At 70.6% G+C, this 22,609-nt stretch carries 23 protein-coding genes and 1 pseudogene; 13 read left to right on the top strand and 11 right to left on the bottom strand.

Features of this window, described 5'->3' with window-relative positions; genetic code table 11:
• The first annotated feature begins 157 nt into the window (after positions 1 to 157).
• A complete protein-coding gene (locus ASG74_RS16235; protein ID WP_056146121.1) occupies positions 158 to 733 on the top strand; it encodes a UbiA family prenyltransferase in 576 nt (191 codons plus the stop codon).
• On the opposite strand, the gene ASG74_RS16230 is transcribed toward ASG74_RS16235, so the two are convergent.
• Genes ASG74_RS16230 through ASG74_RS16210 form a run of 5 tightly spaced genes read right to left on the bottom strand, consistent with a single transcriptional unit; the run spans position 706 to position 4,422 of the window.
• Positions 706 to 1,401 (bottom strand): endonuclease/exonuclease/phosphatase family protein, encoded by a 696-nt coding sequence (locus ASG74_RS16230; RefSeq protein WP_056146119.1) that lies wholly within the window; start codon positions 1,399 to 1,401, stop codon positions 706 to 708. The genes ASG74_RS16235 and ASG74_RS16230 overlap by 28 nt on opposite strands.
• Positions 1,402 to 1,423: 22 nt before the next feature.
• Positions 1,424 to 2,386 carry an ROK family glucokinase gene (locus ASG74_RS16225; RefSeq protein WP_056146114.1) on the bottom strand — a complete coding sequence of 321 codons (963 nt, stop codon included), beginning with the start codon at positions 2,384 to 2,386 and terminating at the stop codon, positions 1,424 to 1,426.
• Positions 2,383 to 2,727 (bottom strand): hypothetical protein, encoded by a 345-nt coding sequence (locus ASG74_RS16220; protein WP_056146112.1) that lies wholly within the window; start codon positions 2,725 to 2,727, stop codon positions 2,383 to 2,385. The genes ASG74_RS16225 and ASG74_RS16220 overlap by 4 nt, the downstream gene beginning before the upstream one ends.
• A complete protein-coding gene (locus ASG74_RS16215; protein ID WP_056146110.1) occupies positions 2,717 to 3,934 on the bottom strand; it encodes an ArsA family ATPase in 1,218 nt (405 codons plus the stop codon). The genes ASG74_RS16220 and ASG74_RS16215 overlap by 11 nt, the downstream gene beginning before the upstream one ends.
• Before the next feature lie 35 nt (positions 3,935 to 3,969).
• Positions 3,970 to 4,422 (bottom strand): SRPBCC family protein, encoded by a 453-nt coding sequence (locus ASG74_RS16210; protein ID WP_056146105.1) that lies wholly within the window; start codon positions 4,420 to 4,422, stop codon positions 3,970 to 3,972.
• 120 nt (positions 4,423 to 4,542) lie between these two features.
• Between ASG74_RS16210 and ASG74_RS16205 the strand changes: the two genes are divergently transcribed.
• The 3 genes from ASG74_RS16205 (at position 4,543) to ASG74_RS16195 (ending at position 9,604) form a co-directional block, all read left to right on the top strand.
• A complete protein-coding gene (locus ASG74_RS16205) occupies positions 4,543 to 6,333 on the top strand; it encodes an AMP-dependent synthetase/ligase (protein WP_056146102.1) in 1,791 nt (596 codons plus the stop codon).
• A complete protein-coding gene (locus ASG74_RS16200; RefSeq protein WP_200942650.1) occupies positions 6,314 to 7,669 on the top strand; it encodes a hypothetical protein in 1,356 nt (451 codons plus the stop codon). The genes ASG74_RS16205 and ASG74_RS16200 overlap by 20 nt, the downstream gene beginning before the upstream one ends.
• Before the next feature lie 192 nt (positions 7,670 to 7,861).
• The gene (locus ASG74_RS16195; protein WP_056146099.1) at positions 7,862 to 9,604 is read left to right on the top strand and encodes an immune inhibitor A domain-containing protein; all 1,743 of its coding nucleotides are present in this window, start codon (positions 7,862 to 7,864) and stop codon (positions 9,602 to 9,604) included.
• A gap of 97 nt (positions 9,605 to 9,701) precedes the next feature.
• Here the strand turns inward: ASG74_RS16195 and ASG74_RS16190 are convergent, their stop codons facing one another.
• On the bottom strand, positions 9,702 to 10,742 hold the full coding sequence (locus tag ASG74_RS16190) for a hypothetical protein (RefSeq protein ID WP_156465450.1): 1,041 nt from the start codon (positions 10,740 to 10,742) through the stop codon (positions 9,702 to 9,704).
• A gap of 14 nt (positions 10,743 to 10,756) precedes the next feature.
• A complete protein-coding gene (locus ASG74_RS16185) occupies positions 10,757 to 11,014 on the bottom strand; it encodes a hypothetical protein (RefSeq protein WP_056146093.1) in 258 nt (85 codons plus the stop codon).
• A 145-nt stretch (positions 11,015 to 11,159) separates the two neighbouring features.
• Here ASG74_RS16185 and ASG74_RS16180 point away from each other — a divergent pair, with 145 nt between their 5' ends.
• Together ASG74_RS16180 and ASG74_RS16175 are read left to right on the top strand one after the other, a co-directional pair.
• Complete coding sequence (locus ASG74_RS16180) at positions 11,160 to 12,875, top strand: DEDD exonuclease domain-containing protein (protein WP_056146090.1); 1,716 nt, start codon at positions 11,160 to 11,162, stop codon at positions 12,873 to 12,875.
• Positions 12,876 to 12,944: 69 nt separating this feature from the next.
• On the top strand, positions 12,945 to 13,223 hold the full coding sequence (locus tag ASG74_RS16175) for an Lrp/AsnC family transcriptional regulator (RefSeq protein WP_056146087.1): 279 nt from the start codon (positions 12,945 to 12,947) through the stop codon (positions 13,221 to 13,223).
• A gap of 23 nt (positions 13,224 to 13,246) precedes the next feature.
• Here the strand turns inward: ASG74_RS16175 and trpD are convergent, their stop codons facing one another.
• On the bottom strand, positions 13,247 to 14,320 hold the full coding sequence (gene trpD, locus ASG74_RS16170; protein WP_056146085.1) for an anthranilate phosphoribosyltransferase: 1,074 nt from the start codon (positions 14,318 to 14,320) through the stop codon (positions 13,247 to 13,249).
• Position 14,321: 1 nt separating this feature from the next.
• Positions 14,322 to 14,780: a response regulator transcription factor gene (locus tag ASG74_RS16165; RefSeq protein WP_056146082.1), complete on the bottom strand. Its 459-nt coding sequence runs from the start codon at positions 14,778 to 14,780 to the stop codon at positions 14,322 to 14,324.
• An 86-nt stretch (positions 14,781 to 14,866) separates the two neighbouring features.
• Here ASG74_RS16165 and ctaE point away from each other — a divergent pair, with 86 nt between their 5' ends.
• The 7 genes from ctaE to ASG74_RS16130 all read left to right on the top strand — a co-directional run bounded on the left by ctaE (position 14,867) and on the right by ASG74_RS16130 (position 21,759).
• Entirely contained in the window at positions 14,867 to 15,535 is a 669-nt protein-coding gene (gene ctaE / locus ASG74_RS16160) for an aa3-type cytochrome oxidase subunit III (RefSeq protein WP_056146078.1), read from the top strand.
• 75 nt (positions 15,536 to 15,610) lie between these two features.
• Positions 15,611 to 16,414 (top strand): cytochrome bc1 complex diheme cytochrome c subunit, encoded by an 804-nt coding sequence (gene qcrC / locus ASG74_RS16155; RefSeq protein WP_056146076.1) that lies wholly within the window; start codon positions 15,611 to 15,613, stop codon positions 16,412 to 16,414.
• Positions 16,415 to 16,464: 50 nt separating this feature from the next.
• Positions 16,465 to 17,598: a cytochrome bc1 complex Rieske iron-sulfur subunit gene (qcrA, locus tag ASG74_RS16150; protein WP_056146073.1), complete on the top strand. Its 1,134-nt coding sequence runs from the start codon at positions 16,465 to 16,467 to the stop codon at positions 17,596 to 17,598.
• Positions 17,595 to 19,433, top strand: a complete 1,839-nt coding sequence (gene qcrB / locus ASG74_RS16145) for a cytochrome bc1 complex cytochrome b subunit (RefSeq protein ID WP_056146070.1) — start codon at positions 17,595 to 17,597, stop codon at positions 19,431 to 19,433. Before qcrA ends, qcrB begins: the two co-directional genes overlap by 4 nt.
• Before the next feature lie 255 nt (positions 19,434 to 19,688).
• Positions 19,689 to 20,102, top strand: coding sequence for a YciI family protein (locus ASG74_RS16140; protein WP_056146066.1), 414 nt, complete (start codon positions 19,689 to 19,691; stop codon positions 20,100 to 20,102).
• Positions 20,103 to 20,139: 37 nt separating this feature from the next.
• A complete protein-coding gene (locus tag ASG74_RS16135; RefSeq protein WP_082569852.1) occupies positions 20,140 to 21,294 on the top strand; it encodes an RNA polymerase sigma factor in 1,155 nt (384 codons plus the stop codon).
• 111 nt (positions 21,295 to 21,405) lie between these two features.
• Positions 21,406 to 21,759 (top strand): metallopeptidase family protein, encoded by a 354-nt coding sequence (locus ASG74_RS16130; RefSeq protein WP_056146064.1) that lies wholly within the window; start codon positions 21,406 to 21,408, stop codon positions 21,757 to 21,759.
• A 52-nt stretch (positions 21,760 to 21,811) separates the two neighbouring features.
• On the opposite strand, the gene ASG74_RS16125 is transcribed toward ASG74_RS16130, so the two are convergent.
• Together ASG74_RS16125 and ASG74_RS17350 are read right to left on the bottom strand one after the other, a co-directional pair.
• Positions 21,812 to 22,216 (bottom strand): cytochrome c oxidase subunit 4, encoded by a 405-nt coding sequence (locus ASG74_RS16125; RefSeq protein ID WP_056146062.1) that lies wholly within the window; start codon positions 22,214 to 22,216, stop codon positions 21,812 to 21,814.
• A gap of 3 nt (positions 22,217 to 22,219) precedes the next feature.
• Positions 22,220 to 22,609 (bottom strand): annotated as a pseudogene (locus ASG74_RS17350) (cytochrome ubiquinol oxidase subunit I); the annotation flags it as partial.

Genomic DNA, 22,609 nt, shown 5'->3' with positions numbered 1-22,609 from the left:
CTTCCGTCGAGGTCTGCGCCGACTCTAGTGCACCGTGTCGGCGCCCCAAGGGGACTCAACGGATGCCGAAGAGCGTTGTCCTCCAAGGCTGCGGCGCGTCGAGGGCGCGCGACGTGGCACCATTTCTCCTGTCAGTTCCCATCCGCGTGAGGCAGCCATGAGCGATCGTGACATCGACGCCGAGTTCGACGCGATCATCGCCCACTGGGATGACGACGCCCCCGCACCTCCCAGGCCGCGCACGGTCCAGGACATCACCGCGGCGTATGCCGCACTCTCGCCTCCCGGGACCGACTCGCCCGAGCCGGTCGTCGAGGACCATCCGGCCGAGCCGGAGCCGGGGACACCCGCGTCCGAGGCCCCTGTGCCCGAGGCCCCTGTGCCCGAGGCCGCTGCGCCGGAAGCCACACCGCAGCGCGAGGCGAGCGAGCCGGTGTCCGCGGCGGAGCCCGAGGTCTGGCGCGAGGGCCCGAGCATCGACGCGGAGGACGAGGAGCACTTCGAGCCCGGCCCGGTGCAGCTGCCGCCGGGCGAGGACCTCGGCTACTGGGGCGCCATCCTCGGACTCGTCGGGGGTCCCCTGCTCATGGTGTGGGTCGCACTGACGGGGCCGTTCTACCGCGGCTGGTGGATCCTGGGTTCGATCGTGCTGTTCCTCGGCGGCTTCGCGTTGCTGGTCATGCGCCAGCCGCACGACCGTGACCCCTACGACGACGACGGCGCCCGGGTCTGACCCAGCGTGAGGTCGACCCAGGTCGGCCGGTGGTCGCTGCCGCCGACGAGGTCCTCCTCCGGGATCGGCACGTCGGCGTGGGGCGCGGCCGTGAGGCCCGGCGACGCGAAGATCACGTCCAGAACCCTGCGCGGGCGGTGCGCCGGGAAGGTCGGGGTCATCGGCGACACGAGGCGCATCGCCCCGGCGAAGGCCTTCCACGCCTCCCCCGACTCCCCCTCGTTGAGGTCACCCGCGAGGACCACCTCGCCACCGACGTCGACGGTGTCGAGGATGACCCGCGCGTGGGCGGCGCGCTCGCGGGCGTCGAGGCTGAGGTGGACGCTGGCCACGGCGATCGGCTCGTGGCCCGGCGCTGCGACCCGGGCCAGCGCGAAGCCACGCGTGCGTTGCAGCCGTGCCACCCGCAGCCGGAGGTGGCGGGACTCGACGACATCGACCCGTCGCGACGTGAAGATCGTCGTGCCACCGCTGCCCCGGTGGTGGCCCGACCACGACATGTCACACAGCCGCGCGAAGTTCGCGACGCGCCGGGTGGAGAACAGTCGACGCGGCACCTCCTGCAGGCACAGCACGTCCGGGTCGATCGCGCGCACCACCCTCGCCGCGGCAAAGGGATCCTCGAGGAAGTCGCGGGTGTTGTAGCTCGCGACCCGGATCGTCGTCACGCCGTGCCCGTCCCGACGACGCTCAGGCGCACACGTCGTTGCGGGCCAGGTCGGCGGCACCGATGAGCCCCGCCTCGTTGCCCAGACGGGCCGCGACGATCCGGGCCTCGGGGCGGTAGCCGCGGCCGGTGAGCCGTCTGCGGAAGGTGTCGCGCGCTGGACCGAGCAGCAGCTCCCCGGCCGCTGAGACACCTCCACCGATGACGAACGTGCCCGGGTCGAAGGCCGCGGCCAGGTTGGCGATGCCGATGCCGAGCCAGTGACCGATCTCGGCGAGCAGCTCGATCGAGGTGGCATCGCCGTCGCGAGCGGCCTCGGTGACGATGGGGCCGGTGAGGTCCTCGGCCCGCCCCTCGACGCGGGCGGCGAGGTCGGTGGCCACCGGTGAGTTCGCGAGGATCATCGCGCGGGCCTCGCGCACGAGGGCGTTGCCCGAGGCGTACTGCTCCCAGCAGCCCCGGTTGCCGCACTCGCACCGCTGGCCCTCGGGTACGACCTGCATGTGCCCGAACTCCCCCGCGATGCCGTAGCGGCCCCGGAAGATCTCGCCGTGCACGAGGATGGCGCCGCCGATGCCGGTGCCGAGGTTCACCATGACGACGTCCACGTCACCCTGTGCCGCACCGAACCGCCACTCGGCCCAGCACGCGGCGTTGGCATCGTTGTCGACCATGATCGGCGCGTCGATGCGCCTGCTCAGGGCGTCGCGCAGCGGCTCGTCCCGCCACGACAGGTGGGGCGCGAAGACGACCGTCGCCCGGTCGGCCGCGACGAAGCCCGCCGCACCGATGCCCACCGCCGCGACGTCGGCGTGCTGGGCCCGCAGCTCCTCCACGACGTCGACGATCGTGTCCTCGACGACCCGGGGCCGTTTGGAGCGGTGAGGGGTGTCACGGCGCGCCCGCGCGAGGATCTCGCCGTTCTCGTCGACGACGCCGCCGGCGACCTTGGTCCCGCCGATGTCGATACCGATGGCCAGGCTCACGGGTTCTCCTCCTCGTCGACGACGGTGATGGGCTCGGTGCGTGGACCGCGGTCCGGAGCCGGACCCGTTGCCCCGGACGACTCCGTATGCCGGCTGGCCAGGTCGGCGAGCACCGTCGCCGCCGTCGTGGCCAGGTCCGCGAGCCGGCCGAGCGTCTCGGGGCTGACTCCCCGCAGCAGGGTCACGCCACGGCAGACCGGGCACCACGTGCAGGTCTCGGCCTCCCCCATGGCCACGTGGACGTGCTCCTCCTGCTCGGAGCGTCCCAGCGCCTCGAGCAGCTTGGTGGCCTCCTCGGCCACCGACCCCACGGCGGCGTCGAGTCGTGCATCAGCGTCCACGTGGCCACACCTCCTCGTCCCGAACGAACCGCACCCGGAGCTCTCCGGCGCGCACCCCAGCATTCTTGACGATGCAGCGCCTCAGCACCGACGGCAGGGCGAGAACCCTGCGCACACCACCGACATCCACCACGAGGTCGTCCGCACGCCGGGCGAGGTCCACGTCACCGGACCGAGCCAGCGGCAGCGGCAGCACCAGGACGAACTCGACCCCGTCCGGCTCGACCCGCAGGCCCTGCGAGCGTACCGGCGCCTCCAGCGGGGCAAGCACCCCGTGCAGGCACGTCGTCTGCCCCGCGAGGTCCGCCAGGGCGTCGGGACCGGTGGGCTCGCCCGCCAGGTAGGGCGCGGTGAGGACGGGCGTGCCGTGGAAGGACTCCGTGATGGTCTCGAGGCCCGAGGCCTGGGCGGCGTTCCATGCCGCCCGCCACGGGTCGTCGTCGACGGGGATGACCCGGTTCACGACGACCGCGTCCACGGCATACCCGTGCAGTGACAGGGAGGTGAGGATGCGACGGGCCTCGGCGATGACGACGTTCTCGGGAGTGAGGACGATCCGCACGCTGGCTCGCTCGGACGTGAGCATGGCGCGGACCTGCGCCATGTGCGCGCGCCAGGTCGCGATGACGTCGATGACGGCACTGCCCGGCATCGGGAGCCCCGCAGCGGCGGCGGCTGCCGGGCGCATGACGGTGAGCAGCCGGCGCTGGGCGGGCATGAGCCGGTCGAGGTGCCACCCGAGCACCTCGGGCAGCGCGAGCAGGCGCAGGGTCTCGGCGGTCGGCGCGCAGTCGACGATGATGACGTCCCACGCGCCGCTCGTGGCGTGGTGGCCCAGCGTGAGGAGCGCACTGACCTCGTCGGCTCCGGGCAGGGCGGTGAGCTCCTCGGCCACGACCGGGTCGACGCCCACGGAGTCCAGCACCGTGAGCAGGTAGTCGCGCAGCGTGCCCCAGTCGGCCGCCACGCTCGTGCGCGCACCCACGGCCTGGGCGTGGAGGTGGTCCTCGACCGGCAGCGTGTGCTCCCAGGTGGACGAGGTGCGCAGGTCGATGCCGAGGGCGTCGCCGAGGCTGTGGGCCACGTCGGTCGACATGACGAGGGTCCGGCGGCCGGCGCGGGCCGACTCGACGGCCATCGCGGCGGCCGTCGTGGTCTTGCCGACGCCCCCCTTGCCGGTCACGAGGACGACACGTGGCGGCGCCACGGCCGTCACGTGCGGGGTCGACAGGTCGTCGTCGCTCAGGGAAGGGACTCGACGCGCTTCTTGAGCTCCTTGAGCGCCGTGTCGATGATGACCTTCTCGGCCTTGCGCTTGAGCATGCCGATCATCGGGATCTTCACGTCCACGGCCAGGGAGTAGTCGACCTGGGTGCCGCCGTCCTTGCCGCTGAGGGTGTAGCTGCCGTCGAGCGCCTTGAGCACCCCGGCCCGCACGAGGTGCCACGAGACCACGCCGGAGCCGTCCTCGGCGATGCCGTCCCAGTCGTACTCCAGGACGTAGGTGTCCTTGACGGCGCCGGCGTCGAGGACGTACTCGACCTGGTCGGCCCACCCGTCGCCGTCCTCGCTGAGGACCTTCACGGTCTTCACCTGGTCCGCCCAGTCGGGGTAGGACTCGAAGTCGGCAATGACGTCGAGCACGGCGCCCGGCTCGGCGGTGATGCGGACGCTGGAGGACGTGCTGTCTGTCATGGGTGCAGGCTACCCAACCGGCCAGTACCTCTAGGATCGCAGCACGGATGGCACGTCCGCCGTCCAGCCGCCGGTGACCTGGCCCGACGATGACGTCAGGACCAGTCGAAGGAGAGCACGTTGCACGAGAAGTCCACTCCAGCCCTCACCCCCGCGACCACCGAGGGCAGTCTCGCCGACGTCCCTTCCCGCCACCGGCGGGACACCCCGGGACGCGTGCTGTTCGGCGTGCGCGACGGCGACGGCTGGCGCGACGTCTCCGCCACGGACTTCGCCGACCAGGTCGACGCCCTGGCCAAGGGCTTCGTCACCGCCGGCGTCACCCCCGGCAGCGCGGTCGGCATCATGAGCCGCACGCGCTACGAGTGGACCCTCACCGACTTCGCCCTGTGGACCGCCGGCGCCATCCCGGTCCCGATCTATGAGACCTCCTCCCCGGACCAGGTGGAGTGGATCCTCAAGGACTCCGGTGCGGTGGGCGTCGTGCTCGAGACCGAGAAGCACGCGAGCGCGCTCGCGGGTGTGTCGGCCGGCCTCCCCTCCCTCGCGCACACGTGGGTCATCGACGGCGGTGACCTCGACGCCCTCGCCCAGTCCGGCTCCGGCTGCGACGACGCGACCCTCGCAGCCGCTCGTGCGGACATCGACCGTCAGTCGGTCGCGACGATCATCTACACCTCTGGCACGACCGGACGCCCCAAGGGCGTCGAGCTGACCCACGGCAACTTCCTCGACCTCGCCGAGAACACCGTCGAGAAGCTGCGCGAGGTCGTCGGCACCACCGAGGCCTCGACCCTGCTCTTCCTGCCCCTCGCCCACGTCTTCGCGCGCTTCATCGAGGTCCTCTGCGTGCAGGCCGGCGCCAAGATGGCGCACTCGGCCGACATCAAGACCCTCCTCGACGACTTCGCGACCTACCAGCCGACGTTCATCCTCGCGGTGCCGCGGGTCTTCGAGAAGATCTACAACTCGGCCGAGGCCAAGGCCGTCGCCGGCGGCAAGGGCAGCATCTTCGCCAAGGCCGCCGACACCGCCATCGCCTGGTCCGAGGCCAACGAGGCCGGCTCGGTCGGTCTCGGCCTGCGCGTGAAGCACGCCGTGTTCGACAAGCTCGTCTACGGCAAGCTGCGCGATGCCATGGGTGGCAAGGTCCAGTACGCCGTCTCCGGCGGTGCACCGCTCGGCACGCGCCTCGGCCACTTCTTCCGCGGGATCGGCGTGACGATCCTCGAGGGCTACGGCCTCACCGAGACGACGGCGCCGATCACGGTCAACCTTCCCCAGCGACTCAAGGTCGGCACCGTCGGCCCCCCGCTGCCCGGCTCCACGGTGCGCATCGCCGACGACGGCGAGATCCTCGTCAAGGGCGTCCAGGTCTTCGGCACCTACCGCAACAACCCTGAGGCCACGTCCGAGTCCATCCGCGACGGCTGGTTCCACACCGGCGACATCGGTGAGCTCGACGACGACGGCTACCTCAGGATCACCGGGCGCAAGAAGGAGATCCTCGTGACGGCCGGCGGCAAGAACGTCGCCCCCGCTGTCCTCGAGGACCGCTTGCGCGCCCACCCACTCGTCTCCCAGTGCATCGTCGTCGGTGACCAGAAGCCGTTCATCGCGGCGCTCCTCACGCTCGACGAGGAGATGCTCCCGATGTGGGCTGCCAACAACGGGCTCGAGGGCCTCACGCCGGCGAAGGCACGCACCGACAAGACCGTGCTCGCCGCCCTCCAGAGCGCCGTTGACGACGCCAACAGCGCCGTGTCCAAGGCCGAGTCGATCCGCAAGTTCGCCGTCCTCGAGACCGACTTCACCGAGGAGTCGGGTCACCTCACGCCCTCGCTCAAGCTCAAGCGCAACATCGTCATGCGCGACTACGCGGACGAGGTCGATGCGCTCTACGGCGGGTGACCCCACCTCTTCCTCACCCCACACCCTTGGCCTGACCCGGCCACACCGGTATGCCGGCCTCCTGCTGGCCGTGGGCTGGCTCGCCTTCCTGGGCGTGCTCCAGTGGAGCGTCGTGCGGTTCCGTGTCCCGATCGTGCTCACCCTCACGGTGTGCGCGATCGGCCTCGGGGTGTGGTTGTGGCGCCGTACCGAGGTCCGTCATGTCCCACCGCTCCTCGTGCCGCTGGTGCTGCTCGGTTCCGTGGCGATCACGTGGGCCGTCCCCCTCTTCAGCTATCTGCGCGATGGTGCGCTGACCTCGGCGCTGGTCGCGCTCACGATCGTCGGCGTCGGTGCCGCGGCCCTGCTGGCGCAGCCGACAGCGGCACGGGCGCACGCGGCATACCTGCTGGCGGTCGTCGGTCACGTCGTCACCTCCGCGATCGCGACCCTCGGCGACCCCGCACCCAGGATCGACGTGTGGGTCACGCTCCAGCAGGCGAGCGACGCGCTCGCTCGTGGCGAGAACTTCTACGACATGAGCTGGACCGACTCCCCGGGCGTCCAGGACGCGTTCACCTACCTTCCGTGGACGGCGGTCCTGCTCGCACCCGGTCGCTGGTTCGGTGGCGACGTCCGGTGGGCCATCGCCTTCTGGTCCGTCGTGCTGTTCGCCGGCATCTGGGCGCTGGCTCGCCCCGGGAACGGCGACGAGCCGGGCAGCGGGCGTGCGACGGCGCTGCGGGCCGCGGTCCCCGTGGCGGTCCTCGTCGTCGCACCCGGCACGCTGACCCAGGTCGACCAGGCCTGGACCGAGCCGCTTCTCGCAGCCGGCATCGTGTGGTGGGCGGTCCTCGTACGGCGTGGGCACGCCTGGTGGGCCGTCCTGCCGCTCGCCCTGGCCTGCGCGAGCAAGCAGCACCTCGCCCTGCTCCTCCCCCTGCTGCTGCTCTGGCGGCCGTTCGGCGCACCACGCGCCGTGGCGACCGGTGCCCTCACCGGTGTGCTCATCGCACCCTGGTTCCTCGCCTCCCCCTCGGACTTCGTCCACGACACCATCACCCTTCTCGTCGGCTTCCACCCGATCCGGTTCGCGAACACGTGGTACCTCTACTTCCTCAACGAGCACGGCGTCACCCTGCCGTTCTGGCTCACGGGCCTCGTGGTGCTCGCCGCCCTCGCCACTGCGGCGTGGCTCATCCACCGCCGTCAGCCGCCGGTCGACGAGCTGTTGCGGTGGTTCGCGTTCGTGCTGCTCGCCGCCAACCTCGTCAACAAGCAGGCCTTCTACAACCAGTTCTGGCTCAGCGCCGCCCTCGTCGCCATCTCCCTCGCCGTTCCGCCGCGCAGGACCTGAGCACCGTTGCGCTGGACCGTTGCTCGCACCGGCTGCGCTCGACGAGCGGAACTGGCCGACCTCACCTAGGCTCGCGTCATCCGCCAGTCGGCGGTAGCCCCGGACCCCCTGTCCGGGGCAGACCAGTGACAGTCCTGCAACGGAGCAGGACGGAGGAGCTTTCAGATGCGGCATTTCCGATCACGGATCTTGGTGGGCGCAGCAGTTGCTGCGGCCACGTCTCTTGCGCCGGGGCTGAGCGCCCAGGCGTCCCCCGACGTCAACGACAGCACCACCCAGCGGTCGGACGACCGCCAGGACGACCAGAGCGACGCCCGGCGAGCACTGGTCGAGCAAGGGGTGGCGGCCGTCGTCAACGGTGAGGCGACTCCCGTGACCAAGGGCAAGGGGAAGTCCGTCGAGGTCTCCCCCGGCCAGTGGGCGCAGTACGGCCTGCAGTCCACCGACAGCATCCTCACGTTCCTCCTCGAGTTCGGGGACCAGGTCGACCCCCGCTTCCCGAGCGAACCGGCGGGACCGGTGCACAACCAGATCCCGAAGCCGGACCGCTCCAAGGACAACACGACCTACTGGGTCGACAACTTCGACCGTGCGCACTACCAGGACATGTTCTTCGGCGACGGTGAGTCGATGTCCGGCGTCTACCGCGAGATGTCGAGCGGTCGCTACACCGTCAAGGGAGACACCTCCGACTGGGTCACGGTGCCCTACAGCTCGGCGAGCTACGGCCAGACCGAGAGCCAGGCCGACATGACCCGGTTCATCCGCGACGGTGCCACCGCGTGGTACGAGCACCAGAAGGCCGGCGGCAAGACCGACGCGCAGATCAGCGAGTACCTGCGTGGGTTCGACCAGTGGGACCGCTACGACTACGACAGGGACGGCGTCTTCACCGAGCCGGACGGCTACATCGACCACTTCCAGGCGGTGCACGCCGGTGAGGGTGAAGAGGCCGGCGCGCCGTCATCCACCATCTGGTCGCACCGCTGGTCCGTGGGGCAGCGTTTGCCCGTCGGACCGGAGGGCAACAAGAGCGGCGGCGTGCAGATCGGGAACACGGGCCTGTGGATCCGCGACTACACCACCGAGCCGGAGAACGGCGGTCTCGGGGTCTTCGCCCACGAGTTCGGCCACGACCTCGGACTGCCCGACCTCTACGACACCAGCGGCGGTGAGAACGGCACCGGCTTCTGGACGCTGATGAGCTCGGGTTCCTGGCTGGGTCACGGCCAGGACTCCATCGGCACCACGCCGAACCACATGGGTGCGTGGGAGAAGCTGCAGCTCGGCTGGCTCGACTACGCCACGGTCGCGCACGACGCGGTCGACGCCACCGTGGTGCTCGGCCCGTCGATGCACGCCACCAAGAAGCAGCAGGCCCTGATCGTCACCCTGCCCAAGGACGCCAACGGCAAGGACCGCTTCTACATCGCCGAGAACCGGCAGTACGCCGGCTACGACGCCACGCTCGAGGTGGGTCCGTACAACTTCGGTTGGTCCACGACGAAGCCTGACTGGGTGGAGCACTTCCCCTACCAGGACGGCCTCCTCGTCAGCTACTGGAACACCGCCGTGTCCAACAACAACACGCGCACGCACTCGGGCACCGGTCGGGTCCTTCCCGTCGACGCACGGCCCTCCGCGCTGCGCTGGAGCGACGACGTGGTGGCGAGGAACCGGATCCAGTCCTTCGACTCGACGTTCGGCGTCGAGGCGACCGACCCGATCTCGCTGCACCGTGAGACCGCGGACGGGATGACGACCCTCGAGGTGCCGGCCCAGGCCCCGGTCCGCGTCTTCGACGACAGCGACCCCAACCGCTACTACGACGCCGCCAACCCGATGGGCAGCGTCAAGGTCGCTGGTGTGGGTGTGAGCATCAAGGTCGTCCAGAGCAACAAGACGGGCAAGATGACCGTCAAGGTCAACGGCTGACCGACCCACCAGCCAGTGCTGCACAGCGGCCCGGACCCCCACGTGGGGTGTCCGGGCCGTTGCGCGTCGAGGAGACCGGCACCCGGCTGCCAGCCGGTCACGGTGAGGTGGTGGCGAGCCGGTCCAGCTCGGCCAGCCACTGCTTCGTGAACGCCTCGCGGGTCGTACCGAGCACGTCGATGAACGCCCGGTCCGTGGCCGCATCTGCCTGGGCCGCCGACGCGCGGACGGTCGAGGCTTCGTAGAACCGCTGCAGGGTGCTCTCGCCGTGGCGCCGGGCGATGAGGTCGACGGCGAGCCACGCGGCCAGGTAGGCCGGCCCGATCTCGCCCTGGCTGGGGTCGAAGTCCCCCGGAGTCGGCAGGCGCGCCGGGCCCTTGCCCACCCGGACCCGGTCGAGCAACGCCGCCGCGAGCTCGCGCGTGCTCCGGCCCGACCCGGAGTAGCCGACGTGGTCGGCGAACCCCTCGACGAGCCACAGCGGCGCGGCACCGGCGAGGGAGGCCCGCACCGCGACGTGGGTGCTCTCGTGCGTGAGGACGAACTGGCGTCCGGTGGGTGTCAGTCGCGCGAAGGCGTCGGGGTTGAGGATGACCCGGTCACCCGTGGCCAGCCCCGACGTCCCGACGGGTCCGTCGGTGACGGCGGCCACCTGGCTCAGGTCGTCGGCGCGGCCCACTTGCTCCCGGAAGGCGGTGGCGTCCCGGGGCGCGATGATGCTCACCCTGCGCGGCCACGACCGGGACCAGTGGCTGCTCACCTCGACGACGGCCCTGTCGGCCATCCGCGCGTATGCCGTGAGCGTGGTCCTGTCGACCGTGCCCGTCACCGTGCTCGAGCGGCCACGCACGGTCGTGGCTCCCGGCAGCGCCACCGGGCTCTCGTCACCCGCGGCCGGCGAGGCCGCCTCCGTCCGGGGCGGGTGGGGCGCCGGTGGCGGCGTCTGTGGTTGGGAGGACGGCCGCCCGGGCGGCACCTGGGTCACGGACGCCGAGGCGGTGGGAGCCGGGGCATCGCGGTCGCACGCCCCGACGGACGGCAGGAGCAGGAAGCCGGCCACGGCGACGGTGGCACGGCGGGCACGCACCGTGGCGCGCGGCATACGCGCTCGTCGCTCGGTCAGGGGCACACGCCCCATGGTGTCAGTGGAGCTCAGCCGACGGCACGTCCGATGCTGAACGGCACCCGCTGGGAGCTCACCGTCGCGGCCGCGTCGGCCGTGAGAAGACCGGCGCGCACGCACGCCGTCACGGCAGCGCGCTCGTCGGAGTCCAGCGGCAGCTCGTCGTGCAGCCCCATGGAGTCGGGATCGAGCAGGGCAGTGACCATGCAGTCACCGCAGTGGAGGTCACGCACCGGGCAGCGCGCGCAGAGGATCGTCAGGTGGTCGGAGGTCAGGTCGTGGGTCATGTCGTCACCCCTTTCGTCTGGGCACCACCCACGCTAGGAGCCGGCACTGACAACGCCCCCAGAGCCACCCGGCAACGCTCTCGCGGCACCGCCGCGCCGGGTCGCCTCCCGCCCCCTGTCGGACCCCACACCTAGCCTCGCTGGCATGCAGATGGTCCAGGGCACCCTCGACGACCTGGGCACCCCCTTGTCGGACGTGACCTTCGTCGTCGTCGACCTCGAGACGACCGGTGGCAGTCCCGGCGAGTGCGGCATCACCGAGATCGGTGCGGTCAAGGTGCGCGGCGGCGAGGTGCTCGGCGAGTTCCAGACCTTCGTCAACCCGGGCCAGCCGATCCCGGCCTTCATCTCCGCGCTCACCGGCATCACCGACGCGATGGTGCGACACGCACCCCAGGTCGAGCCGGCACTGGTGTCGTTCCTCGAGTTCGCGGCCGGCTCGGTCCTCGTCGCGCACAACGCCGGCTTCGACATCTCCTTCCTCAAGGCGGCCTGCGCCCGCGCCGAGAGGGACTGGCCCCGCTTCCCCGTCGTCGACACCGTCCACCTCGCTCGTCAGCTGGTGACGCGCGACGAGGCGCCCAACCACCGGCTGGGTTCCCTCGCGGTGCTCTTCGGTGCGACGACCACGCCCGACCACCGGGCGCTGCACGACGCCCGCGCCACCGTCGACGTGCTGCACGGCCTCATCGCGCGCGTCGGCTCGCTCGGGGTGCACTCGCTCGAGGAGCTCAAGGGCTACTCCTCCAGGGTGCCGACCGCCACGAGGCGCAAGCGTCACCTCGCCGACGGGTTGCCCGAGGCTCCCGGCGTCTACCTGTTCAAGGACGGCCAGGGCCGCGTCCTCTACGTCGGCACGTCGGTGTCGATCCGGACCCGCGTGCGCAGCTACTTCACGGCGTCCGAGCAGCGCCGGCGCATGGCCGAGATGGTGCGCATCGCCGAGTCCGTCACGCCGATCGTCTGCGCGACCCCGCTCGAGGCCGAGGTGCGCGAGCTGCGGCTCATCAAGGAGCACAAGCCCCGCTACAACCGCAGGTCGCGCAACCCCGAGCGCGCGTGGTGGGTCAAGCTCACCGTCGAGCCCTTCCCGCGCCTGTCGATCGTGCGCACGGTCGCCGACGACGGCACCCGCTACATCGGTCCGTTCGCCTCCCGCGGCTCCGCCGACGACGCGGTCGCCGCCGTGCACGAGATCCTGCCGCTGCGGCAGTGCCTCGAGCGACTCTCCGTCTCGAGGCCCCGCTCCGCCTGCGCCCTGGCCGACATGGGACGGTGCGGTGCGCCGTGCACCGGCGCCCAGAGCGTCGAGGACTACGCCGCGGTCGTCGCCGAAACGGTGGCCCTGCTCGCCGGCGACGCCAGGTCGGCCCTGTCCACCTGGCGTGAGCGCATGGACCACCTCGCGCAGCAGGAGCGGTTCGAGGACGCGGGCATGGTCCGCGACCGCATGATCAGCCTGGTGCGCGGCGCCTCCCGGGCGCAACGGCTCGACCCCCTGTCCCGGACAGCAGAGCTGATCGCGGCCCGGCGCAGCGAGAGTGGCGGCTGGGAGGTCATGTGCATCCGCTACGGCCGCCTCGCAGGGAGCACCCTCTCTCCTCGGGGAGCGGACCCGATGCCCTATGTCGAGGCACTGCGGGCCAGCGCCGAGGTCGTGCCCACTCCCCTTCCCCCGGCCACCTCGGCCACCCCGGAGGAGAGCGAGCGCATCCTGCGATGGCTCGACGCTCCCGGTGTGCGGGTCGTGGACATCGACGGGGTGTGGACCTGTCCCGTGGGCGGGGCGACCGGTGTGCGGCACGTCCTCGAGCCGCTCGAGGCGAGCAGGCGCTCCACTCCCGGCTTCCGCTCGGCCTAGTCGCGCCCACCTCCCGCGTCCCCGGCGACACCTCCTGGGGCAGGGCGTGACCCGACTACGCTGCCTACTGTGATCACCGCCATCGTCCTCATCACTGCCGACGTCAACCGCATCCCCGAGGTGGCCCAGGCGGTCGCCGAGCTCGACGGGGTGAGCGAGGTCTACTCGGTCGCCGGCGACGCCGACCTCATCGCCATGGTCCGCGTCCGTCACCACGACGAGCTCGCCAAGGTCATCGCCGACAACCTCAACAAGGTCGAGGGCGTCACGGGCACGGCGACGCACATCGCCTTCCAGACGTACTCCAAGCACGACCTCGAGGCAGCCTTCAGCCTCGGTCTCGAGTAGCCACCCCAGCCGGCGGCGGCGGTTCAGCCCCCGGCGACGTCGCGGCTCGCCGCGACCCACCGGTCGAGCAGGCCTGCCGCGTCGCCGGAGTCGATGGCCGCGGCGGCCCGCTCCATGCCGCGACGGATGGCGTCGATGATCGCCTCTGCCGAGGTGTCGAGCGCCCCGGAGCCGACGGCCAGCGCCGTCCCGGCGTTGAGCAGGACGGCGTCACGCGCCGGCCCGAGGTCACCGGCGAACACGCGTCGGGCCACCTCCGCGTTCTCGTCGGCGAGGCCGCCCTTGATGCTGTCGATCGCCGAGACGTCCAGTCCGACGTCCGAGGGACTCACCGAGACCTCGGTGATCGCGCCGTCACGCACCCACAGGAGCGTCGTGGGGCCGGCAATCGACATCTCGTCCAGGCCCTCGTCCCCACGGAAGACCGCAGCCGACTGGCCCCGGTCGGCGAACACACCGGCGAGAATCGGGAGGAAACGGACGTCCGCGACACCGACCGCGGCATACGTGGGCTGTGCCGGGTTGGTGAGCGGTCCGAGAAGGTTGAAGGCCGTCCCCACACCCAACTCGGCGCGCGCCGGCCCCGCGTGACGCATCGAGGGGTGGAAGGTCTGGGCGAAGCAGAAGGTGATGCCCGCGTCGAGAGCCACCTGGCGCACCTGTGCAGGGGTGAGGGTGAGGTTGACCCCGAGGGACTCGAGGACGTCGGCGGAGCCCGACTTCGACGACGCGGCCCGGTTGCCGTGCTTCACGACGCGCAACCCCGTCGAGGCGATGACGACCGACGACATCGTCGAGATGTTCACGGTCCCGAAGCGGTCACCACCGGTGCCCACGATGTCGATGCTCTCGCCCGGCACCTCGATGCGGTGGGCGTGTTCGAGCATGACGTCGGCAAGGCCACGCACCTCGGCGACGGACTCGACCTTGGAGCGCAGCGCCACGAGGAAGCCGGCCACCTGGGCAGGAGTCGCCTCGCCGCCCATGATGCGGGTCATGGCCCAGCGGGACTGCTCGAGCGAGAGGTCCTCGTGGGCGAGGAGGAGGGTCAGGAGGTCGGGCCACGTCGGGAGACCCGACGGTGCCGTGGCCGCCACGTCAGATCGCCGAGGCGCGCGACCGCGCGAGTCCCGCAATGGCCTCGGCGACCTTGATGGGGTCGAGGGGGTGCGGCACGGCGTCGTCGGCCAGCGACCACGCCGCCAGCCAGCCGTCCTGCGGGCGGCCCGTGAGGACGAGGATCGGCGGGCACTGGTAGATCTCGTTCTTGAGCTCGCGGCACAGACCCAGACCGCCGTTCTTGGCGGCCTCGCCGTCGAGGACCACGACGTCCCAGCCACCGGCGTCGAGCGCCTCGGTCACGGCGAACGCGGTCGCGCACTCGAGCCACCGGGTCACCTCCACGTCGCGGGCCGGGCGACGTCCTGCTGCCGCGCGCACGGCGTCACGGGTCGTGATGTCGTCGCTGTAGAGGAGAACCGACACCTGGTGGACTGCGTCCCTCCGAGGGGTCTCCGAAGCCGTGGCGGCATGGTCAACCGGGTGCGCTGAGGTCATGGCGTCATCCTAGCCACGCGCGCTTGCGGGACCCGACACCACCAAGCAGGGGGTGGGTGCAGCATTCGGAGGCGAATGAGGCAATAATGACGCTCGTGGCGACAGCAGAAGCAACGACTCGAGTGTCCGGTCCGGTTCCCAGCATCCCGGACTACGGTCCGGCGACCCGACCCAACATGGTCGCGGTCGGGACGATGGTGTGGCTCGCCAGTGAGCTCATGTTCTTTGCCGCCCTGTTCGCGTTCTACTTCTCCCTGCGCGGCAACCTCCCGACGCTGTGGGACGAGCGCGCGGCCGACCTCAACGTCCCCTTCGCCTTCGGCAACACCGTGGTCCTCGTGATCTCCTCCGTGTGGTGCCAGCTCGGCGTCCTGCGGGCGGAGCGCGGCCAGGTCGCACGCACCGGCACGCTCCTGAACGTCAAGGAGTGGGGCATGCGCGAGTGGTACGTCCTCACCTACGTCTTCGGCTCGATCTTCATCGCCGGACAGGTCTTCGAGTACGCCCACCTCGTCCACGACGGCGTCACGCTGAGCAGCGACTCCTACGCCTCGATCTTCTACCTCGCCACCGGCTTCCACGGCATGCACGTCACCGGTGGTCTCATCGCGTTCCTCCTCATCATCGGGCGCACCTTCACCACGCGCCGCTACACGCACCTCCAGGAGACGGGCGCCGTCGTCACCTCCTACTACTGGCACTTCGTCGACGTGGTGTGGATCGCGCTCTTCGCGATGATCTACCTGCTGCAGTGACGTGGTCGCCCTGAGCACCTGCCCGACCACCTCCCCCGGACCCCACATCCCCGAGACCCCGACAGGACGTACGCCGTGAACGCACTGGCCGCCCGCCGCCGCCACCCGGCAGCGATCGCCATCCTGCTCATGCTGGGCCTCCTCGTGACCGGCTTCGCCTACGCAGCGGTCGCCCCGCAGCCCGCACAGGCAGAGTCGAGCACCGCGCAGGACGTCACCGCAGGCAAGCAGCTCTTCCTCGCCAACTGCGCCTCGTGCCACGGTGTCAACGCCGAGGGGCGCGTCACGGGCAACGGCGACAAGATCGCCGGACCCGCCCTCGCGGGTGTGGGCGCAGCAGCCGTCGACTTCCAGATGGGCACCGGACGCATGCCCCTGCGCGAACCGGGCATCCAGGCCGAGCGCGGTGACGTGCAGTTCAGCCAGAAGGAGATCGACCAGGTCGCCGCCTACATCGCGTCGCTGGCTCCCGGGCCGGCCGTGCCCTCCGAAGAGGACGTGGACCCCACCAAGGGTGACCCGGGCGCGGGTGGCGAGCTCTTCCGCGTCAACTGCGCCATGTGCCACAACGCCGCGGGCGCTGGTGGCGCCCTGACCCGCGGCAAGTACGCGCCCTCCCTCATGGGGGTCGAGCCCAAGCACATCTTCGAGGCCATGGACACCGGGCCGCAGTCGATGCCGGTGTTCAACGACAACAACATCGAGCCCAAGGACAAGCGCGACATCATCGCGTTCCTCACGGCCATCGACGAGGCTCCGCAGCAGGGTGGGCACGCCCTGGGCTCCCTCGGCCCGGTCACCGAAGGCTGGTTCGCCTGGTTCTTCGGACTCGGTCTCCTCGTCGCCGCTGCCGTGTGGCTCGGCCAGAAGTCGGCCTGACCCATGCGTGCCACCGCTTCCCACTCACCGTCGACAGGATCGAACGACCGATGAACGAGCAGGACAGCCACCCCACCGGCAGTAGCGAGGTCACCCCCACGGGTGAGTTCGGTTCGGGTGCCGTACGCCTCGACCAGGGCCACGTCGTCGGTGACGGCGGCATCCCCGAGCGCTTCCAGAACCCTGGTTTCGCGCCGCACATCCACCGCGGTGCCGACATCGACCATGCCGCGGCCAAGCGCGCCGAGCGCACCGTCGGCGGCCTCTTCCTCCTGTCGATCCTGGGCACCCTGGGCTTCATCGTCGCCTACTTCGCGATCGACCCGGAGGCGACGATCTTCGTCCCCGGCATCGGCCAGAACAAGGCGCTGCACATCGCCCTCGGCGTGACGATGGCGCTCTCCCTGCTCGGCATCGGCTTCGGGGCGGTGCAGTGGGCCAAGACCCTCATGCCCGACGAGGAGGAGGTCGAGATGCGTCACACGATGCGTTCGGGCCCCGAGGCCCGCGCGGACTTCGTCTCCATCCTCGACGACGGCGCCGAGAGCTCGCACCTCAAGCGCCGCCCGCTCCTCAAGTACACCCTCGGCGGGGCCCTGGGCCTCTTCGCGGTCCCGGTCGTGCTCCCCGTCCTCGGTGGTCTGGGCCCGATGCCGGGCGACGACCTGTCGGTGAGCTACTGGAACGGCCCCAAGGAGGAGGACGGCACCTACGCCAACACGCCGCTCCGCCTCATGCGCGACCCCCAGAACACGCCGATCAAGGCGAGTGACGTGACGATCGGCTCCGTCTTCCACGTCATGCCCGACGGCCTGCTCGACCTCGAGGAGCACCTCCTCGAGGCGAAGGCCAAGGCGGCCGTGCTGCTCATGCGCCTCGACCCCGACATCATCACCTCGCAGAAGGAGAAGGACTGGGGCTACGAGGGCATCGTCGCCTACTCCAAGATCTGCACGCACGTGGGTTGCCCCGTGGGGCTCTACGAGCAGCAGACACACCACCTGCTCTGCCCGTGTCACCAGTCGACCTTCGACGTGACCCAGGACTGCAAGGTGATCTTCGGACCGGCCAAGCGACCGTTGCCGCAGCTGCCGATCACCGTCGACGACGAGGGCTACCTCATCTCCAAGGGCCCCTTCAAGGAAGCCGTTGGACCGAGCTTCTGGGAGCGTGGATCAGTATGAGCACCGAGATCTTCCCCGCCGGTCGACCGGCCGACCGCCTCCGCGACGGTGACCGACCCGAGCCGCAGCAGCCGAGCAACGCCGCCCGCAAGGTCGGCGGGGTCGCCGGCTGGATCGACGACCGCACGGGTGCAGCCAAGGGCGTGAACTACCTGCTGCGCAAGGTCTTCCCGGACCACTGGTCGTTCATGCTCGGCGAGATCGCGATGTACTCGCTGATCATCTGCCTGCTCTCCGGCGCACTGCTGACCCTGTGGTTCGTCCCCAGCGCTGGTCACATCGTCTACGACGGCTCCTACGTGCCACTGCGCGGCCAGGGCATGTCCGAGGCCTACGCCTCGACACTCGACATCTCCTTCGATATCCGCGGTGGTCTGCTCGTGCGGCAGATCCACCACTGGGCCGCCCTGATGTTCATCGTCGGGCTGACCGTGCACATGTTCCGCGTGTTCTTCACCGGTGCGTTCCGCAAGCCGCGTGAGATCAACTGGGTCATCGGCACCGTGCTCGCCCTCCTCGCCATCATCGAGGGCTTCGCCGGCTACTCCCTTCCGGACGACCTCCTCTCCGGGACCGGGCTGCGTGCCATGGAGGGCTTCGTCCAGACGGCCCCGGTGATCGGTTCCTACCTCGCCTACGGCATTTTCGGCGGACCCTTCCCGGGAGAGGCGATCATCCCGCGGCTCTTCTCCGCTCACGTCCTGCTCATCCCCGCCCTGCTCGTCGGTCTGTTCACGGCGCACATCGTCCTGGTCGCGGTGCAGAAGCACACCCAGTTCCCCGGCCCGGGCCGGACGAACGACAACGTCGTCGGGTACCGCGTCATGCCGGTGTATGCCGCCAAGGCCGGTGGGTTCTTCTTCATCGTCTTCGGGATCATCGCGGCCATCTCGGCCCTCGTGACGATCAACCCGATCTGGGCCTACGGACCCTACGACCCCTCCCCCGTGACGGCCGGCTCGCAGCCTGACTGGTATATGGGCTTCGCCGACGGAGCACTCCGTCTGCTGCCGGGCTGGCTGGAGTTCCACATCCTCGGGTTCACCCTGTCGCTCAACATCGCGCTGGGTGCCCTCGTGCTGCTGCCGCTGGTCTACACGGTTCTCGGTGTCTACCCGTTCGTGGAGAAGTGGGTGACCGGTGACACCCGTGAGCACCACCTCCTCGACCGGCCGCGCAACAACCCGACCCGCACCGGCATCGGCATGGCCGGCATCGTCGCGTACTCGGTCTTCATGTTCGCCGCGGGCAACGACATCATGGCGATCAAGCTCGGGCTGTCGATCAACGACATCACCTGGTTCCTGCGCATCGGCCTGTTCGTCCTGCCGCCGCTGGCGTTCTGGGTGACCAAGCGCATCTGCCTCAGCCTCCAGCGTCGTGACCGCGACCTCGCCCTGCACGCACGTGAGTCGGGCCGCATCATCCGCGGTGCGGACGGGTCCTTCCACGAGCGCCACGACGCCCTCACCGAGCGTGAGCGCTGGATCCTGGTGCAGCATGAGCCCGTGGCTCCCCTCGAGCTCATGCCCAGCGTCGACGAGAACGGCGTGGCCCGTCCGGCAACCCGCAAGGAGCGCCTGCGCGCCAAGCTGTCGCACTTCTACTTCAAGGACGCCGTCAACCCGGTCACGCCGGCCGAGCTTGCAGCGGCCCACCACGACGGCCACCGGGCGGAGGCCATCGAGGCCGCCCAGACGCCCTTCGACTACGAGGGCGTCGAGGGCAGCCACGAGGGCCATCGTGGCGACGGACATGGTGCCGACACCGACGCCGGTCTGGAATCCGACGTCGACGCCCGCGGCGTCGGCAGCTCGAGCCCGATCAGGGAGTGAGCACCGCGCGGTGGGCTGCAGCCGGCCGACCGCGCGTGAGCAACGACAGCGACCTCGAGGACCTTCGTCCTTGAGGTCGCTGTCGTCCAAGCGCCTGTCGGCGGGCTCACTGACGTCACGTGCGGGGCTCGCCTCCCTGACGGCCCCATGGGCCGAGCTTTCGGGACATGATGGCTGGCGGAGGTCGAGAACCGGAGCTCGGCTGCGTCCTTGAGATGTCGGCGGCCACCGGGTCACCGAGACAAGGAGTGGATCATGACGAAGTACCTGCTGCTCAAGCACTACCGGGGCGGCCCACAGCCCGCGACGGGCGAGGACATCCCCATGGACCAGTGGGACCCACAGGAGGTCACCGACCACATCGGCTTCATGGGCCACTTGGCCGCGTCGCTGCGCGAGCAGGGCGAGTTCGTGAGCGCCCAGGCGCTCTCCCCCGACGGCACCTTTGTCCGCTTCGGTGGCGAGGGCAAGGCGCCCGTCACGGATGGACCCTTCGCGGAGACCAAGGACCTCGTCGCGGGGTGGATGTGCATCGATGTCGAGTCCCGGGAGCGGGCGCACGAGGTCGCTGCTGTCCTCTCGTCGGCCCCCGGCGCGGGCAGTCGGCCCCTGTACGAATGGATCGAGGTTCGCGCGTTCCTCGACAACCCTCCCGAGATCGACGGCTGAGCTGGTCACGGGTGAACCGGCCACACGTGGGGCGGTCGTGAGCGCGCTGGACGGCGCCGTCAAGGAGCTCGGCCCGCGGGTGCTGGGGGTCCTCGTGCGTCGGGGCGTGGACTTCGCCTCCGCCGAGGACGCCGTCCAGGAGGCGCTGGTCGCAGCCCACCAGCACTGGCAGGAGCAGCTGCCCGACGATCCCTTCGCCTGGCTCGTGACGGCGGCCTGGCGCAGGCATCTCGATGCCGTCCGGTCCGGCACGGCCCGACGACGACGTGAGATCGCCGACTCCGTCGATCCCGGCCCCGGCCCGGTGACCGGCACCGACGAGACCCTCCTGCTCCTCTTCCTCGCCTGCCACCCGACCCTCTCCGGACCCTCGGCCGTGGCGTTGACCCTGCGTGCCGTGGGCGGCCTCACGACGCGCCAGATCGCCAGTGCCTACCTCGTCCCGGAGGCCACCATGGCCCAACGCATCACCCGGGCCAAGCGCACCCTGTCGCGGGAGCGCCTCACCGTGCCCGGGGAGCTCGGTGACGTCCTGCGGGTGCTCTACCTCATGTACAACGAGGGGCACACCGGCGAGGTCGACCTCGCCCACGAGGCCATCCGGCTGACCCGCCAGCTCGCCGCCGCCACGAGCGAGCCGGAGGTCGCCGGCCTTCTCGCGCTCATGCTCCTGCACCACGCCCGTCGCCCGGCGCGCTGGACGGCCGAGGGGGCGCTGGTGGGGCTCGCCGAGCAGGACCGCAGCCGCTGGGACACCACCCTCGTCGCCGAGGGCATCGAGATCCTGCAGGCCGCCCTGAGCCGGGACCGGCTCGGGGAGTTCCAGGCCCAGGCGGCGATCGCCGCGCTGCACGCCGACGCGCCGGGCGCGCGGGAGACGGACTGGCCACAGATCCTCGAGTGGTACGACGAGCTCCTGCGTCTGGCGCCCACGCCCGTCGTCGAGCTCAACCGTGCGGTGGCCGTCGGTGAGGTCGACGGGCCCATGGCCGGGCTCGCGGCGGTGGCCGCGGTCCCCGAGACCGTGCCCAGGCACACCGCGGTGCGCGCCTACCTGCACGAGCGGGCCGGCGACCACGTGCTCGCCCAGCATCTCTATGCCGCGGCCGCACGAGCCGCGGCCAGCGAGGCTGAGCGCGACCACCTCACCCGGCAGGCGGCGCGACTGCACACGCTGACCGCAAGCCCCTGAGAGGGGCTCACCTCGTCAAGGAGCGGGCGGTCACCGCGCCAAGGCTCAAGGGACCGCGCGTATGGTGCGCCACCCCACTGCGCAGGCGTGGGTACGTGGCAGGCTGGCGCCATGGAGAACGTCGACCGGGAGACCTTCGAGCGGCTCGTCGGGGATGCCCTCGACGACGTTCCTGAGGAGCTCATGACGATGCTGGACAACGTCGTCTTCCTCGTCGAGGACGAACCTCCCTCCGAGGACCCCGACCTGCTGGGGGTCTACGACGGTGTGGCACTCACCGAACGGGACTCAGGCTGGGGCCTGGGCAACCTCCCCGACCGCATCACGCTGTTCCGCGGGCCGTTGACACGCATGTGCCAGGACCTCGACGACCTCCGCGAGGAGATTGCCGTCACCGTCGTGCACGAGATCGCGCACCACTTCGGCATCGATGAGGCGGCACTGCACAGCCTGGGCTGGGGCTGACCCGACCCCCGTCAGGGGCGAGCAGCTCAGCGCAAGGGCTCACGGCACCGGCTCAGAGCGCGTGCGGGCCGCGCCAGTACTCGAAGACCCAGCCGATGAGCGCGGGGACCACGAAGAACGCACCCAGGGCGACGAGCCACCAGCCGATGGCGAGGCCGAGGAAGATCACGGCTGCTGCGCCGGCGAGGAACAGTGGCCACCAGCTGTGCGGGCTGAAGAACCCGTAGTCGCCCGCGATGTCGCTGATCTCACCCAGTGGGTCATCCTCCGGCGGGACGGCCTCGAGCTTGCGCATCGTGATGTTGAGGTAGCCACCGATCATGAACCCGAACAGCCCGACGACCGCCAGGGCGGCGGTGCCGATCGGCTCGCTCCAGTCGTTCCAGGCGCCGTAGATGATCGCCAGTCCCCCGGCGAAGACGCCGAGGAGGTAGCCGATCCGTTCCATTGCCAGCATGCGTCAGTTCTCCTTGTTCGGCGCCGGCGCCGACATCGCGTCGTCACCCAGGTCGGCCGGGCCCATGGCCTTGACGAGCCCACTGCGCTCGTAGCCGGCGGGGGCCGCCTCGGGGTGGTGCAGGTCGAAGGCGGGGCGCTCGGAGCGGATCCGCGGGATCGAGTCGAAGTTGTGGCGGGGCGGCGGGCAGGACGTCGCCCACTCGAGCGAGGCGCCGTAGCCCCAGGGGTCGTTGCTCTCGACGAGCGGCGCGTAGCGCCAGGTCTTCCAGACGTTGTAGAAGAACGGGAGCATCGAGGCGCCCAGGAGGAAGGCACCCATCGAGGAGACCTGGTTGGCGAACGTGAAGCCGTCCTCGGGCAGGTAGTCGGCGTAGCGCCGCGGCATGCCCCA

The sequence above is a fragment of the Knoellia sp. Soil729 genome (assembly GCF_001427985.1).
Taxonomy (GTDB): domain Bacteria; phylum Actinomycetota; class Actinomycetes; order Actinomycetales; family Dermatophilaceae; genus Knoellia.
This window is presented reverse-complemented; position numbering and strand designations above follow the sequence as displayed.

Excerpts from the sequence above, each read along its gene's own strand:
- ASG74_RS16130 (WP_056146064.1), top strand. The coding sequence starts at position 21,406 with ATGGAGAACGTCGACCGGGAGACCTTCGAGCGGCTCGTCGGGGATGCC.
- ASG74_RS16190 (WP_156465450.1), bottom strand. The coding sequence starts at position 10,742 with ATGGGGCGTGTGCCCCTGACCGAGCGACGAGCGCGTATGCCGCGCGCC.
- ASG74_RS16180 (WP_056146090.1), top strand. The coding sequence starts at position 11,160 with ATGCAGATGGTCCAGGGCACCCTCGACGACCTGGGCACCCCCTTGTCG.
- ASG74_RS16185 (WP_056146093.1), bottom strand. The coding sequence starts at position 11,014 with ATGACCCACGACCTGACCTCCGACCACCTGACGATCCTCTGCGCGCGC.
- ASG74_RS16140 (WP_056146066.1), top strand. The coding sequence starts at position 19,689 with ATGACGAAGTACCTGCTGCTCAAGCACTACCGGGGCGGCCCACAGCCC.
- ASG74_RS16165 (WP_056146082.1), bottom strand. The coding sequence starts at position 14,780 with ATGACCTCAGCGCACCCGGTTGACCATGCCGCCACGGCTTCGGAGACC.
- ASG74_RS16210 (WP_056146105.1), bottom strand. The coding sequence starts at position 4,422 with ATGACAGACAGCACGTCCTCCAGCGTCCGCATCACCGCCGAGCCGGGC.
- ctaE (WP_056146078.1), top strand. The coding sequence starts at position 14,867 with ATGACGCTCGTGGCGACAGCAGAAGCAACGACTCGAGTGTCCGGTCCG.
- qcrA (WP_056146073.1), top strand. The coding sequence starts at position 16,465 with ATGAACGAGCAGGACAGCCACCCCACCGGCAGTAGCGAGGTCACCCCC.
- ASG74_RS16125 (WP_056146062.1), bottom strand. The coding sequence starts at position 22,216 with ATGCTGGCAATGGAACGGATCGGCTACCTCCTCGGCGTCTTCGCCGGG.
- ASG74_RS16200 (WP_200942650.1), top strand. The coding sequence starts at position 6,314 with ATGCGCTCTACGGCGGGTGACCCCACCTCTTCCTCACCCCACACCCTT.
- qcrB (WP_056146070.1), top strand. The coding sequence starts at position 17,595 with ATGAGCACCGAGATCTTCCCCGCCGGTCGACCGGCCGACCGCCTCCGC.
- ASG74_RS16235 (WP_056146121.1), top strand. The coding sequence starts at position 158 with ATGAGCGATCGTGACATCGACGCCGAGTTCGACGCGATCATCGCCCAC.